Annotated in this window: 12 protein-coding genes, 1 other RNA gene and 1 pseudogene; 11 read left to right on the plus strand and 3 right to left on the minus strand. The window is 64.4% G+C overall.

What is annotated here, in order from left to right; genetic code table 11:
- Nucleotides 1-30: 30 nt before the first annotated feature.
- From pgsA to rnpB, 8 genes and pseudogenes are all read left to right on the plus strand, one after another.
- Nucleotides 31-699, plus strand: coding sequence for a CDP-diacylglycerol--glycerol-3-phosphate 3-phosphatidyltransferase (pgsA, locus tag KIH81_RS03920; protein WP_214304154.1), 669 nt, complete (start codon nt 31-33; stop codon nt 697-699).
- Between the two features lie 216 nt (nt 700-915).
- Complete coding sequence (locus tag KIH81_RS03925) at nt 916-1,449, plus strand: CinA family protein (protein WP_214304194.1); 534 nt, start codon at nt 916-918, stop codon at nt 1,447-1,449.
- A 60-nt stretch (nt 1,450-1,509) separates the two neighbouring features.
- The gene (locus KIH81_RS03930; RefSeq protein WP_214304155.1) at nt 1,510-2,031 is read left to right on the plus strand and encodes a helix-turn-helix domain-containing protein; all 522 of its coding nucleotides are present in this window, start codon (nt 1,510-1,512) and stop codon (nt 2,029-2,031) included.
- 119 nt (nt 2,032-2,150) lie between these two features.
- Entirely contained in the window at nt 2,151-2,384 is a 234-nt protein-coding gene (locus KIH81_RS03935; RefSeq protein WP_214304156.1) for a DUF3046 domain-containing protein, read from the plus strand.
- Between the two features lie 308 nt (nt 2,385-2,692).
- Nucleotides 2,693-2,749: pseudogene (locus KIH81_RS12420) on the plus strand (hypothetical protein); the annotation flags it as partial.
- A complete protein-coding gene (recA, locus tag KIH81_RS03940; protein WP_214304157.1) occupies nt 2,739-3,944 on the plus strand; it encodes a recombinase RecA in 1,206 nt (401 codons plus the stop codon). The pseudogene KIH81_RS12420 and the gene recA, both read left to right, overlap by 11 nt.
- Nucleotides 3,945-3,946: 2 nt before the next feature.
- Nucleotides 3,947-4,639 carry a regulatory protein RecX gene (locus KIH81_RS03945; protein WP_214304158.1) on the plus strand — a complete coding sequence of 231 codons (693 nt, stop codon included), beginning with the start codon at nt 3,947-3,949 and terminating at the stop codon, nt 4,637-4,639.
- Nucleotides 4,640-4,729: 90 nt separating this feature from the next.
- Nucleotides 4,730-5,105, plus strand: an RNA gene (gene rnpB, locus KIH81_RS03950) — RNase P RNA component class A.
- Nucleotides 5,106-5,173: 68 nt separating this feature from the next.
- Here rnpB and KIH81_RS03955 read toward each other — a convergent pair.
- Both KIH81_RS03955 and KIH81_RS03960 read right to left on the minus strand, forming a co-directional pair.
- Nucleotides 5,174-5,503, minus strand: a complete 330-nt coding sequence (locus tag KIH81_RS03955) for a transcriptional regulator (protein WP_217624860.1) — start codon at nt 5,501-5,503, stop codon at nt 5,174-5,176.
- 2 nt (nt 5,504-5,505) lie between these two features.
- On the minus strand, nt 5,506-6,270 hold the full coding sequence (locus tag KIH81_RS03960; RefSeq protein WP_214304159.1) for a hypothetical protein: 765 nt from the start codon (nt 6,268-6,270) through the stop codon (nt 5,506-5,508).
- A gap of 296 nt (nt 6,271-6,566) precedes the next feature.
- Between KIH81_RS03960 and hpf the strand changes: the two genes are divergently transcribed.
- Together hpf and secA are read left to right on the plus strand one after the other, a co-directional pair.
- Entirely contained in the window at nt 6,567-7,229 is a 663-nt protein-coding gene (gene hpf, locus KIH81_RS03965; RefSeq protein WP_109057375.1) for a ribosome hibernation-promoting factor, HPF/YfiA family, read from the plus strand.
- A gap of 172 nt (nt 7,230-7,401) precedes the next feature.
- On the plus strand, nt 7,402-10,338 hold the full coding sequence (gene secA, locus KIH81_RS03970) for a preprotein translocase subunit SecA (RefSeq protein WP_214304160.1): 2,937 nt from the start codon (nt 7,402-7,404) through the stop codon (nt 10,336-10,338).
- 80 nt (nt 10,339-10,418) lie between these two features.
- Here the strand turns inward: secA and KIH81_RS03975 are convergent, their stop codons facing one another.
- Nucleotides 10,419-12,674: an extracellular solute-binding protein gene (locus KIH81_RS03975; protein ID WP_214304161.1), complete on the minus strand. Its 2,256-nt coding sequence runs from the start codon at nt 12,672-12,674 to the stop codon at nt 10,419-10,421.
- A 211-nt stretch (nt 12,675-12,885) separates the two neighbouring features.
- On the opposite strand from KIH81_RS03975, the gene KIH81_RS03980 reads away from it, so the two are divergent.
- Nucleotides 12,886-14,901 carry a glycosyl hydrolase 115 family protein gene (locus KIH81_RS03980; RefSeq protein WP_214304162.1) on the plus strand — a complete coding sequence of 672 codons (2,016 nt, stop codon included), beginning with the start codon at nt 12,886-12,888 and terminating at the stop codon, nt 14,899-14,901.
- Nucleotides 14,902-14,962: the final 61 nt, after the last annotated feature.

Consider the following 14,962-nt stretch of genomic DNA (forward strand, 5'->3'; position numbering starts at 1 on the left):
AGGTAGAAGTGTGGGGGTAACGTGAACACTATGAGTGAAAACACCGTGGATAAGCAGTCATCATCCAAGCCGTCGATTTTCGACGGGTGGAACGCTCCGCCGAACCTCGTCACCTACTCGCGCATCGTGCTGGTGATCATCTTCCTGGTTCTCGACATCATGGCCGGCGCGTGGGGTGCCGAAAACCTCACCCTGCGCTGGGTGGCCGGCGTGCTGTTCATCATCGCCGCCTGCACCGATAAGATCGACGGCTGGATGGCCCGCAAATACAACCAGGTCACGGAAATGGGCAAGCTCATGGATCCGATCGCGGACAAGCTGCTCACCTGCGGTGCATTGATCGTGGCCGCGGCCTTCCATGAGTTCGGCAACGTCATCTGGGGCTGGGTCGTGGTGGCCCTGTTCCTCGTGCGCGAGATCGGCATCACCGTGATGCGCTTCTTCGTCATGGAACGCCCGGGCGGCAAGGTCATCGCCGCCGCCTGGCCCGGCAAGCTCAAGACCGTGTTCCAGTGCGTGGGCCTGTCCATGCTGCTGCTGCCGTTCTGGTCCCTGGAGACCGGCCAGACCACGCCGTTCTGGCTCACCGCCTACTATTTCCTGACCTACGCCGTGATCTACGTGGCGCTCGTGCTGTGCCTCTACTCCGGCGGCGTGTACCTGTACAACACGTTCATCGGCTCCAAGAAGACCGCCTGACGGCCGAGGTTTTCCTGGCTCCCCTTGCCAGGGGAGCTGGCGGCGAAGCCGACTGAGGGGTAGTCCAACAGGATTCATGTTGAATTTGGTTTAAGAAACTATGATTGATGGGGCGCGGCGCGTTGTTGCCGCGCCCCATCTGCGTATATTCACATATTCCTGCAGTTAGGGCCAAGGAGCCATGCCATGACCATTCCCGATACCGAAACCTCCGACCTGCGCGAATCCTGCGACGCGCTGGCCGCTTCCATCCTGAAAACCTGCGAGGCGCGCGGCGTGAAGATCGCCTGCGCCGAATCCCTGACCGGCGGCCTGCTCGCCGACGCCTTCGTGCGCATCCCCGGAGCCTCCAACGTGTTCCTTGGCTCGGCCGTCACCTATGACATCAAAGCCAAGGCCTCCGTCCTCGGCGTTGACCGCGAGCTGCTGGCCCGCGAAGGCGCCGTGCACCCCGAAGTCGCCCGCCAGATGGCAGCCGCCACCGCGCGACTCTACGACCAGCCGGAATACGCGGGCAACGTCATCGGCCTGTCCACCACCGGAGTCGCCGGCCCCGGACCGGACGGCGACAAGCCCGCCGGACTCGTGTACATCGGCCTGCGGGTTCCTTCCGCTCTGACCGATGACGGCCGGGAATCCGTGAAGGCCGTCGAGCTGCATTTGACCGGCACCCGCGAGGAGGTCCGTCTTCTGACCGTTTTCCGCGTTCTGCAAAACTTGAGTCTATTCACAGCAAGTTTTCAGGAATAAAACCGGGTGCGGGTGGTGTTGTATCCAGTAGGACATAACGAACCGACTATTGGAGGGGCTATGACAGTCGAAACGATGACCCGTATGAACGAGCAGATGGAAACGGCCGCCAGGAAGCCTATGGCCGTGCAGCCGGGCGTGGCCCGTATGCGCGAGCTGACACCGGCGCAGCGCCGCGCGGTGATGTTCGCCCAGCAGCAGGTGCTCAAGGCGCAGGCCGCCAAGAAGGCCAAGGACGAGCGTCAGGCCGCGCGTGACCGCATGTGGCAGGAGGAGGACGCCTCATACAAGCCGCAGCACGCGGCCGTCGCGGCCGCCCCTGTGGCCGAGGAGCCGCGCGAGGTGTCGCTTCGTGGCGCGATCGGCCATGTGCTGCGCGATCTGCGCACGCGCGACCATCGCACGCTGCGCGAGGTGTCCGAGAAGGCCGGTGTGTCGCTCGGCTATCTGTCCGAGGTTGAGCGCGGGCAGAAGGAGGCCAGCTCCGAACTGCTGAGCTCCATCGCCGACTCGCTCGGCGTGTCCACCGCGCAGATGCTGCGCATGGTGGCCGACTACCTCGACTCCGTGCAGGCCGCCTGATTGGTGCATACGGCATAGTGATGATCGTCAAGCCCGCTTCGCCCTTGTGGCGCGGCGGGCTTTCCTATGCCGTTTGTGATCGAAGGGCCTGTCCGCCGGGTGGTGGCAGACTGGCGGGTATGCGTGAACGGGAATTCTGGCAACTGCTTGAGGAGGTGTTCGGCCGCACCTACGGGCGGTCGATCGCGCACGACCAGCGTATGCCCAAGTTGGCGAACATGACCGTGGTCGAGGCGCTGGATGCGGGGGAGGAGCCCCGTGTGGTGTGGAATGTGCTGTGCGACCAGATGGAGATTCCGGATTCCAGGCGATGGGGCAGCGATCACAACGCGCCGCCCATGCCCGCGGCCTGAGCTACGCGGTGCGCGGGGTGCCGAGTGCCGTAATCAACCGAAGCCGTACGGATTCGTCAGCGTGTCGGTTGTGATTCCGGTGTTTGCGGGCATCGATTCACCGCGACATCCGCAACAATCGAACAAATGTTCGCCTATGGGGCTATAGTTGTCCCCAGTGACAGGCAGCCACGCCGGTGTGCGGTGGGATGCCTCACTGACACCGCAATGGCACGGCTCGCGCGGTTCCGGCCGGATCCACGTGACGCCGCCGGGCAAGCTGGAACCACCGGACCGTATTCGGCGTCCGGTCTCCGGCATGCGGCCATACGGTGAAGGTGACCTGTCCGCACACGACTTCGACAAGGAGAAATCATGGCAGTTGAGACCAAGACGGCCAAGGAGCCGGCAGCCCCCGCCAAGCACGAGATCGATCCCAAGCGCAAGGCCGCGCTGGATACCGCGCTGGCGCAGGTGGAGAAAAGCTTCGGCAAAGGCTCCGCGATGAGGCTGGGCGACCGGCCCGAACAAAACGTGGAGGTGATCTCCACCGGCTCGCTCGCCCTTGATATGGCGCTCGGCATCGGCGGTCTGCCCAAGGGGCGCATCGTGGAGATCTATGGCCCCGAATCCTCCGGCAAGACCACGCTGGCCCTGCATGTGGTGGCCAACGCCCAAAGAAAGGGCGGCGTGGCCGCGTACATCGACGCCGAGCACGCCTTGGATCCGGCCTACGCCCGTAAGCTCGGCGTGGACACCGATTCGCTCATCGTCTCCCAGCCGGACAACGGTGAACAGGCGCTGGAGATCGCCGATATGCTCATTCGTTCCGGCGCGCTGGACGTCATCGTCATCGACTCGGTGGCCGCCCTGGTGCCCAAGGCCGAAATCGAAGGCGACATGGGGGACAGCCACGTGGGTCTGCAGGCCCGACTCATGAGCCAGGCCCTGCGCAAGATGACCGGTGCCCTGGCCCAGGCCGGCACCACCGCCATCTTCATCAACCAGCTGCGCGAGAAGATCGGCGTGTTCTTCGGCAGCCCGGAAACCACCACTGGTGGCAAGGCCCTGAAGTTCTACGCCTCCGTGCGCATGGACATCCGCCGCATCCAGACCATCAAGAACGGCGACGAGGCGGTGGGCAACCGCACCCGCGTCAAGGTGGTCAAGAACAAGATGGCCCCGCCTTTCAAGTCCGCCGAATTCGACATGCTCTACGGCGAGGGCATCTCCCGCGAAGGTTCCGTCATCGACATGGCCCAGCAGGTCGGCGTGGTCAAGAAGTCCGGTTCCTGGTTCACCTACGAGGGCGACCAGCTCGGCCAGGGCCGTGAGAAGGTGCGTCAGTTCCTCAAGGACAACCCGGCCATCACCGAGGAGATCGAGAACAAGGTCAAGGCCGAATTCGGTCTCATCGCCCCCTCCGACCAGTTCGCCGAGGACGAGGAGGCCACCGCGGCGGCAGCCGCCAGCGAGGCCGCGGCCGCAGACATCGCCAAGGACAGCAAGGCTGCGGCAGCCAAGCAGCAGGCCAAGGCCGCGAAGACCACGCCCGCCAAGGACTCCGCGGACCAGGCCTGACGATGATCGACGCCGAAGCGTTCCTGCGGGACAATCCGGTCGCGATTGCCCCGCAGGATTATGTCGATGATCAAGCGGATGCGCGTCCCCGTGCACATATGTCCGGGGACACGACCGTCGAGGCTGGCGGGGGACGACGGTTCGGATCCGCCGGTCATGGATCGTTTGTCAGTCGCGGGACAGGTGGTCGATGGCCTGTGACCGGTGTCTCCGGCGGCTCCGATGATGCGGAAGACGCCGACGACGAGGACGCCTGCCGCGAGGCGGCATTGAGGCTGCTGGACGCCGCGCCGCGTTCGTCGGGCGCGTTGCGTGACCGATTGCTGGGCAAAGGCTATGACGAGGCCACGGTGGAGCAGGTCATCGAACGTCTGATCGCGGTGCGGCTGCTGGACGACGAAGACTACGCCGAATCGGTGGTACGGGTTTGCGCTGGTCGTATGATGGGCCGGCGCGGTGCCATAATGGAGCTTTCCCGCAAGGGTGTGGACCGTGCGCTGGCGCAGCAGGTGGCCGACGAAGCCGAACGACGGGGCGTGTTTGAGGAAGCGGCATGGGAACTCGGCCGCCGTGTGGCGAGCAAGACGCAAGGGCTTGACCGGCAGGTGCGCCAGCGCCGTTTCTGGTCGGCCGGCGGACGGAAAGGGCATAGTCCCGAAACCCTCCGTCGCGTGGCCGCGGAACTCCTCAACTGAACGCTGTGGCTGCTACTGGCCGTCCCGTCGTCTATGTGTCCTGCGGAGGTGCGGCTTCCGTTTTCCACGCCCTATGTATAATTGTCCGCTTGAGACCTCTTGATGGCCGCGGCCGTGATCTTCATTGGGATCGGCTGAGGAACTTCCGGGCTCCGCAGAGCACGATGGCGGATAACGTCCGCCCAGGGTGACCTGAGAGATAGCGCAGCAGAGAACAGACCGCCCGTCCTCGACGGGTAAGGGTGAAACGGCGGTGTAAGAGACCACCGGGCCCCTGGCAACAGTGGGCCGCATGGCAAGCCTCATCGGGAGCAAGGCCAAGCAGATGGCGGTAAGGGCTGCTCGCCCGTGCCATCGGGTAGGCTGCTAGAGCCTGGCGGCGACGTCAGGTCGAGATGGATGGCCATCCGTCTCACGGCGTTCGCGCCGAAGACGACAGAACCCGGGGTATAAGAGGTCTCACTTTCTTTTCTTTCTCCCTGTTGTCGTGAAGTACGTTTTTCTGTTGTCGTGAAGTACGTTTTTTCGCATCGGCTAGTCGACGATGCCGGCGGCGATGCGTTTGATCTCGGCGAGATGGGCCTCAAACGCCGTGCGTCCGGTCGGCGTCATCGCATACCACCGCACCATGTGGCGACTGTCGTCCGCCTCACGCTTGGACACGGACACGTATCCGCAATCGGCGAGCGTCTTCAGATGCTTGGAACAGGCGGCGTCGTTCATGCCCAGCGTGTCCCTGATCGCGGCGAACTGCAACTCATCCACCGTGGCGAGGATGCCGCAGATGCGCAGCCGCATCGGTTCGTGAATCACCGGGTCGAAGCGCGGTTCGACCGGCGCGTGTCTTGACTTCCTCGGCGGCATGGCTATATCTTCGCCAACGCTTCGGACGCCAGACGGTCGTAACGGGTCTCGCTCGCCACGAAGAACACCGACCATAGCGCGGTCGACACCATGGTCCAGCATGCGATGCGGAACGGGTCGTCGCCGCTCCAGTCCAGATACGCGAGCGAACCCATATAGGCGATGAGCGCCGCATACATCGCGGCATGCAGCACATGCATCCGCGCATTCATCGGCCGCACCCCGAAGGTGAGGAACCAGGGCCACAGCAGAGGAACGCCGACGCCACGTCGGTCGGTCGCCCCCTGCGTGTTGGCCAGCCAGCGCATCATCTGATAGGCCACGACGATGCAGGCCAGATCAATGGCCAGGCACAGCCATACGCACCATTGGCTGTATGTGCCGTACCTGAGCATCTCGTTGATCAGCGGCTGGAAATAGTCGTCGATCTCCCCGGCCGGGATGTTCCGGTATGAGGCCTGGCTGATCGCCGCATCGTATGCATCCCGGAGCGTCGCAAGGCGGTCGCCGGTCCAGGAATCGAACGCGCTGCTGATCTGGATGCCCAGCACGTCGAAGGCAACAAGCAACGCGATCGTCGGGTACAGCCATCTCGGCGGGGACAGGCGTGCCGCCAACGCCGTGCGGTCGCGTGCGATGCCGTTCAGAATCAGCCGCGCGTCGTCGGCCGTCGTCGGGGGAGTCTCGCCGGGGAACGGCTCGGGCGTGTCGTTCCCGCGCGGTGCATGGGCGAAGTCATGTGTGTCATTTCGGGTGGAGCGCTTCATCGCGGTTTCCTTTCCACAAGCTGTTGTGCCTCGTCATCATTGACATCGGGCCGGTCAGGAGTGGTTTGTTTTCCTTACAGGAAAGTATAAGACTTTCCTGTAAGGAAAACAAACCGACCAATCAGACTACGTTGTGGCATGTTTCGGAACCATGTCGGGAAAGAAAGAGTTTTCTCTTGGCGAGTTGCCGAGGATTCACGCATTGTTCGTCTACAATGAAACTTACCCGCACGGTAATGATGCTGTACGGGACGCATATAGCGGGCCAAACCGCTTGAGTCATATAGGAGGTCAACATGGAAATCGTCGTTACCGGACGCCACACGCAGGTCAAGCAGAGGTTCCGTGATGTCGTCGAGACCAAGATGAATCGTGTGACCGCTATCGCCCCGGACGCACAGCGCGCGCAGATCGTGCTGACGCATGAGGGCAACCCGCGCCAGGCCGATACCGCCAAGCGCGTGGAAATCACCGTTATCGCCGGCCGCACCGTGGTGCGCGCCGAGGCCTCCAGCACGGACGAATTCAGCGCGCTGGACATGGCGCTGGACAAGCTGACCCTGCGCCTGCGCCGCACCCGCGATCGCCGCAAGGATCACCGCCGCGGCTACACGAACCCGGTGCCGGTGGATCTGGGCGTGGCCGCTCCGGAACCCGAGGTCGAAGAGGTCGAGGAAGAGCCGAACAACAGCCCGGAGGCCGCCGTGGCTTCCGATCTCGGCCCCGGCGAGTCCGTGGAGGTCCAGGTTGGGGACACCCCGATCGTCATCCGCCGCAAGCTGCACATCGCCGAGCCCATGAGCATCGACGAGGCGCTGTACGAGATGGAGCTGATCGGACACGACTTCTTCCTGTTCGTCAACAAGGAGACCGGCCGTCCGTCCGTGGTCTACCACCGTCACGGCTGGAGCTACGGCGTCTTCGAGATCGATACCCCGGAGAACGTCAAGAAAGACTGATGCCCGCGGCCGCAAAAGGCCGAACGAATGACCAGTGAATGATGACGGGTCGCTTCCCGAACGAGGGGAGCGACCCGTTTTTCGTAATATGGTCGAAAAACGTGACGACTGACGCTCCCGGACGGTATCGTGGTACGCGGACACCACCGAAACCAATCAAGGGAGAAACCCAGTGGTCGATATTATTGACAAAGCCCTGCGTATGGGCGAAGGCCACCAGCTCAAGAAGCTGGAGAACGTGGCCAAGGCCGTGAACGCGCTCGAGGACGAGATCTCCGCCCTCTCCGACGAGGAGCTCAAGGCGCAGACCCCGAAGTTCAAGCAGCAGCTCGAGAACGGCAAGAGCCTGGACGACATCATGCCGGAGGCGTTCGCCACCGTTCGCGAGGTCTCCAAGCGCACCCTCGGCCAGCGCCACTTCGATGTGCAGCTCATGGGCGGCGCCGCCCTGCACTGGGGCAACATCGCCGAGATGAAGACCGGTGAAGGCAAGACCCTCGTGGCCACCCTGCCGAGCTACCTCAATGCCCTCGAAGGCAAGGGTGTGCACGTGGTCACCGTCAACGACTACCTGGCCAGCTACCAGAGCGAGCTCATGGGCCGCATCTACCGCTTCCTGGGCATGTCCGTCGGCTGCATCATCACCGAGCAGAAGCCGCCGGAGCGCCGCAAGCAGTACAACGCGGACATCACCTACGGCACCAACAACGAGTTCGGCTTCGACTACCTGCGCGACAACATGGCTTGGGAGAAGGCCGACCTGGTGCAGCGCGGCCACCACTACGCCATCGTCGATGAGGTCGACTCCATCCTCATCGATGAGGCCCGTACCCCGCTTATCATTTCCGGCCCGGCTGAGGGCGACGTGACCCGCTGGTACCGCCAGTTCGCCAAGCTGGTCCTCAAGCTCACCCGCGACGAGGACTACGAGGTCGACGAGAAGAAGAAGGTCGTCGGCATCCTAGATCCGGGCATCACCAAGGTCGAGGACTTCCTGGGCATCGACAACCTGTACGAGCCGGCCAACACCGCCCTGATCGGCTACCTCAACAACGCCATCAAGGCCAAGGAACTGTTCCTGCGCGACAAGGACTACGTCGTTACCCACGGCGAGGTCCTCATCGTCGACGAGCACACCGGCCGTATCCTGCCGGGCCGCCGTTACAACGAGGGCCTGCACCAGGCCATCGAGGCCAAGGAAGGCGTGGAGGTCAAGGCCGAGAACCAGACCTTCGCCACCATCACCCTGCAGAACTACTTCCGCATGTACGACAAGCTCGCCGGCATGACCGGTACGGCCGAGACCGAGGCCGCCGAGTTCATGAACACCTACAAGCTGGGCGTGCTGCCGATCCCGACCAACCGCCCGATGATCCGCAAGGACCAGGACGACCTCATCTTCCGCACCAAGAAGGAGAAGCTGGCCGCCATCGTCAAGGACGTGGCCAAGCGCCACGCCAAGGGCCAGCCGGTGCTGCTGGGCACCGCCTCCGTGGAAAGCTCCGAAGTGGTCTCCACCCTGCTCGACGTGGCCAAGATCCCGCACCAGGTCCTCAACGCCAAGCAGCATGAGAAGGAAGCCGCCGTCGTGGCCGTCGCCGGCCGCAAGGGCGCCGTGACCGTGGCCACCAACATGGCCGGCCGTGGTACCGACATCATGCTCGGCGGCAACGTCGAGTTCCTGGCGGACGCCAAGCTCAAGTCCGAGGGCTACTCCCCGGAGGACACCCCGGAGGAGTACGAGAAGCGCTGGCCGGGCACCCTGAACGAGATCAAGGCCCAGGTCAAGGACGAGCACGAGGAAGTCAAGGAGCTCGGCGGCCTGTACGTGCTCGGCACCGAGCGCCACGAGTCCCGTCGTATCGACAACCAGCTGCGCGGCCGTTCCGGCCGTCAGGGCGATCCGGGCGAGTCCCGCTTCTACCTGTCCCTCGAGGACGACCTGATGCGTCTGTTCAACACCCAGCTCGTGGCCCAGGTCATGGCCAAGGGCATGGAGGAGGGCCAGCCCATCGAGGCCAAGTCCGTGACCAAGGGCGTGCGCACCGCACAGAAGGCCGTCGAATCCCGCAACTACGAGATCCGTAAGAACGTGCTCAAGTACGACGACGTGATGAACAAGCAGCGTACCGTCATCTACTCCGAGCGTCAGGCCGTCCTGAAGGGCGAGGACATCCACGAGGACATCGAGCGCTTCATCGCCGACACCGTGGAGTCCTACATCAAGGGTGCCAACAACGGCTCCGACAAGCCGAAGGACTGGGATTGGGAAGGCCTGTTCAAGGCCCTCAACGCCGTGGTGCCCACTAAGGTCACCGAGGAGGACGCCCAGAAGGCCGCCGAGGGTCTCAAGGCCGAGAAGGCCGTCGAGGCCGTGCGCGACCTGATCGTCACGGATGCCAAGGAGAAGTACGCCGAGCTCGAGAAGACCATCGGCGAGGCCGGTCTGCGCGATCTGGAGCGTCGCGTGGTGCTCGCCGTGCTCGACCGCAAGTGGCGTGAGCACCTCTACGAGATGGACTACCTCAAGGACGGCATCGGCCTGCGCGGCATGGGCCAGCGCGACCCGCTGGTCGAGTACCAGCGCGAGGGCTACCAGATGTACAACTCCATGATCGAGGCCATCAAGGAGGAGTCCGTCCAGCTGCTGTTCCACATCGACGTCAAGCAGGTGGCCGCCACCCAGGACGCCGCCTCCACCGCCGATGAGGATGCCGCGGTCGACGCCGCCGAATCCGCCACCGGCATCACCGCCACCTCCGAGGGCGCCGATTCCGCCGCCACCGTGGCCGCCGGCCCGGACGAGGACGGCGAGTCCGAGTCCGAAGCCGCCTCCGGCGAGGTCGAGGAAGAGGACGAGGAGGAGAAGCAGGCCATCGCCGAATCCGCCAAGGCCTCCGAGGCCGGCGAGGTGACCTCCGCCATCTCCGGCCCGGCCCCGATCAGCCACGCCGAAGGCAAGGTCCCGGCCAACAAGCGTCCGAAGAGCGAGGAGCTCCGCGTGCCGTGGGCCGATGGCCGCACCTTCCCGGGTACCGGCAAGAACGCTCCGTGCCCGTGCGGTTCCGGTCGCAAGTACAAGATGTGCCACGGTCAGAACGAGAAGTGACGCATCGCTAGGCGCGTGAGCGCGTGACAACAAATTGGCTCCCCTTGAGAGGGGAGCCAATTTCGTTCCTATGCAAGATTTCACCGCACGGTGAAGCCCTGCGAGACGGCGTAGATCTTGAGGCGTCGCTCCCATTCGTCGAACAGGTCCGCGCTCCGGCCGCCGGGGCGCAGCGCGGGGACGATCAGACGGGCGAATTCGGCGTCGAGCTGGCTGAAGAACGGCAGATTGTCCCAATCGCGATTCACCAGTGCCGCGGATTTGGCATACACGTCGTAGATCGGCTGGTCGAAGTACGGATCCACCGTGCCACGTCGGGTCAGATCCTCCACATAGCCGGCCGCCGCGGACACGCCGCCCGGCGCGCGCAGCTCGACGGAGACCGGATCGAGCTGGAACCAGCGGAGGAACGTCATCGCGGCCTGCAGACGCACGGGCGGGAGCCCTGCGCTGACCGCCAGCGTGGATCCACCGATCTCGGCCGTGGACACCCGGCTCGGATCGGAGAACGCCGGAGGCAGCGTCACCTTCCACAGTCCCTTGTCCGCCGGATAGGAGGCGGCGAGGATCTTGCCCAGCCAGTTCGCGTACGTCACCGTCAGGTATGTGCCGGACTCGGCGCGCATGTACCGGTTGTCCCACATCGGCTCCGCCCTGAGCGCGCCATCATCGATGCACTGCTGGATGAACTCGGCCACGGAACGTACCAGATCGTCACGCATATGGAAGGTGATGGTCGAGTCGTCCTCCACCGTCCACGGCCTCACGCAGGCCGAACGGAAGAACGACAGGTAATGCTGCACGTCCGTGGTGTCGAGGACGCCCATGTATCGTTGCGGGTTGCGCGCGTGCAGCGCCACGCCCTCCTCATAGAACTCGTCCCAGGTCTGTGGCACTTCGAGTTCGTAATGGCGGAACAGGTCGGCCCGGTAGAACATGGCGGTCTGCGACTGGTCGCCGGGAATGCCGTACAGGCGGCCGGCATAGTGGGCCGACTGCCAGGCCGCGCGGTCCACCTTCGAGCCGAGCTCCCGTTCGATGTCCGGTCCCGACAGATCCTGCAGGGCGCCCGAGGCCGCCAGCTGGGGGAGCGCGGTACGCTCCACGTTGATGATGTCCGGCACGGAACGGTGGTTGATCACACGCTCCCAGTACAGGGACAAGGTGTTCTCCTGCGTGCGCCCCTCAATGGGATCGATGATGATATGCGGATGCGTGCGCATGAACTCGTTGATGCGCGGCATCGTCTCGTTGAAGGCGTTGGACAGCATGGTGAGCACGATGCTGTCGCTCGAGCGCCTGATTTCCGCGTACGGCCCGAGCTTCATCGTGGATCGCTTGTGGCCGTTCACCGAATCGCGCTGCACGAATTCGGCGGTCAGCGTGATGGGTTCGGGACGGTTGCCCTCCGGATTGCGCACGGCGGCGACCAGCGCGTCCGCGGCGCGCACCGCCATCTGTGAGGCCTTCATGTCGATGGTGCTCAGGGCGGGGGAGAGCAGCGACGACATCTCCGTGTTGTCGAATCCTATGACCGAGACGTCCTCGGGCACGCGCAGCCCGTTGCGTCTGGCCGCGGCGATGAAGCCGGCCGCCACCGAATCATTGAAGGCGAACACGGCGTCCGTGGGGCGGATGAGATACTGTTCGGCGGCCTTGCCGCCGCCGGCGACGCTCAGCTCGCATTCGCGCACCACGCGGTAGGTCATGTCGTAGCGGAACGCGGCGGCGCGGATGCATCGGCGACGGTACTCGTTCGACCATGAGCTGGCCGGGCCTGCCAGATAGGTGATGGAGGAGTGTCCACTCCGCTTGAGCGTGCGGACCGCCTCATCGATGGCGTGCGCCACATCCACCGTGACGCTGGAAAGCCCGGGGATGGCACGGTTGAGCAGGATGACCGGCCGCACCAGCGTGATGCGACGGATGTCCGGCTCGCTCAGCCGCGAGGAGATGAGGGCCACACCGTCCACGTTGCGCATCACGTAGGACATGGCCTTGCGCTCGACCGCCGGCTTCTGGTCGGTGTCCAGGGTGATCAGGCCGTAGCCCTTGGATTCGAGCCGTCGCTGCATGGCGTTGATGGCGGTGGCATACAGGACGTTGGTCAGCGTGGGCACGATGGCCGCGATCATACCGGTGGCCGGCAGCGGCCCGTCCGACGCATCGTCGCCCGGAGCCAGATAGCCGAGCTGCCCGGCGATGCGCCGGATGCGGAACTCGGTTTTGGCCGCAATCCTGCCCGGCTGGCTCAGCGCGCGGGAGACCGTCGAGGGGCTGACGCCCGCTTCCTTGGCTATGTCGTAGATGGTCGCCTTGTGTTTGGCCTGTGCCATGGCGGTCGCCTCCTCAGGGTGCTTCGCCGGTCGCCGGGTAGGGTCAACGGGACGCGAATCGGTGGAGCTGACAACATTATGGCAACCTTTGGCAACAACCGCAACGGGCATGCCGGACCGGACGATTATTAATCATGTCAGCGATGCGGGGAGCGTGGAAGCGCCCGGAATCGCGAAACCAAGCAACAGACAAGTTCACCCTGGAGGAACCATGTCTATTTCCATCACAGCCGCCACCAAGGTCACGGGCGTGGCGCCGTCCAAGGCCGTCTCGTACGCGGTCGAGGACATCGAGCGCGATCTCAAGGCCACGGTCGCGCCGTCCGACGAGCCCGGCGCGGACATCGTGCTCGTCGAGGGCCCGCACAACCCCGAAACCTGGGAGGTGCGCGTCTCCGACGGCAACCTCGAGATCCACGCCGGCGACGATTTCGGCTTCATCTACGGCCTGTACGCCGTCAGCCGCGAGGTGCTCGGCGTCAAGGACTTCTGGTTCTGGAACGACCAGCACTTCGAGCCGGTACCCGCCATCGAGGTGGCCGACGACTTCGCGCTGACCAGCAAACCCACCGCCGTCAAGTACAAGGGCTTCTTCGTCAACGACGAGGTGCTGCTCGAGGACTGGCAGGTCGACAACGACAAGGACAAGCCGTGGCGCCTCGCCTTCGAGACCGTGTACCGCCTCGGCGGCAACATGGTGATCCCCGGTTCCGGCCAGCGCGGCGAGCCGCATCTGAAGCTCGCGCAGGACATGGGCTTCTACATCAACCAGCACCACGCCTGCCCGCTCGGCGCGCGCATGTTCGCCGCCGCCTACCCGGGCGTGCAGCCCAAGTGGCCCGAGGAGGAGCCGAGGTTCGAGGCGCTGTGGCGCGAGGCCATCGAGGCCCAGAAGGGCAAGCGCACCGTATGGACCCTTGGCTTCCGCGGCCAGGGCGACCAGCCGTTCTGGAACGCCGACCCGCGTTACGCCACCGACGAGGCCCGCGGCAAGCTCCTCTCCGAGATCATCCAGCGCCAGTACGACCTGGTGCAGGAATCCGACCCGGGCGCCCAGTGCGTGATCTACCTGTATGGCGAGGCCATGGAGCTCTACCGCGCGGGCGTGCTGACCTACCCCAAGCAGGTGGCCAAGATCTGGGCCGACAACGGCTTCGGCCGCATGGTCTCCCGCCGTCAGGAGAACAACAACCCGCGCGTGCCCGCCATGCCCACCAACGACGGCGACAACGGCATCTACTACCACGCCAGCTTCTACGACCTGCAGGCCGCCAACCACACCACCGACATCACCAACGACCCGAGGCTCGTGGCCAAGGAGCTGGAGGATGTGATCGTCAACGGCGGCGACGACGTGTGGATCGTCAACGCCTCCAACATCAAGCCGCACGTCTACTTCCTCAACTTCATCGCCGCGATCTGGCGCGAAGGCAGGATCGACTTCGAGAAGGTGGCCAAGCAGTACATCGCCGACTACTACGGCAAGGACAACGTGGACGCCGTGTTCGACCTGTACGAGGAGTACTGGAAGGACGCCGTGCAGTACGGCCCCAACTGGGACGACCACGCCGGCGAACAGTACTTCAACCACGTGCCGCGCATGCTCATCACCCAGTGGCTGCGCGACAACAAGGCTCCGGCCGAGGACCTGCGCTGGATGCACGACGGCAGGAACCTCAAGGAGCAGATCGACTTCTACCGCGGACTCATCGCCCCGGCCGTCGACCGGTACGCCGATCTCGCCGACAAGGTGGAGCTCGCCGCCATCTCCGCCGAACTGCGCGGCCAGGAGGACGCCGCCGAACTCATCCGCGACTCCATCGGCGTGGAGGTGGGCATCTACGAGCACTGCGTGGCCGCCTCCGTGCACGTGTGCGACGCCCTGCTCGCCGGATACGACGAGGACTGGCAGCACGCCTTCTACGACGCGGGCCTGGCCTCCGACGAGTTCACCGCCGGCGACCATGCGATGCGCGACCGCGAACACGGCAAGTGGGCCGGCTTCTGGCGCAACGACTGCCTGACGGATATCAAGCAGTCCGCCTGGGTCGCCGAACAGCTCATGGGCTACCTGCGCTGCGTGGGCGACGGCCCGCACTACTTCCAGTGGCTGCGCGACTTCACCTACCCCGAGTGGGAGAAGGACGTGTACGTCATCATGAACATGGAGAACCACCCGACCGACCGCGAGATCTTCGAGGCCATGAAGGCCAAGTGGGGCAAGTGATTCCCTGATCACTGGCTCCCCTCAGAGAGGGGAGCCGAAGAAGAAAGAACAAGAAAAACCC

Origin of the sequence: Bifidobacterium miconisargentati, from assembly GCF_019331675.1 — a bacterium.
Classification (GTDB): Bacteria; Actinomycetota; Actinomycetes; order Actinomycetales; family Bifidobacteriaceae; genus Bifidobacterium; species Bifidobacterium miconisargentati.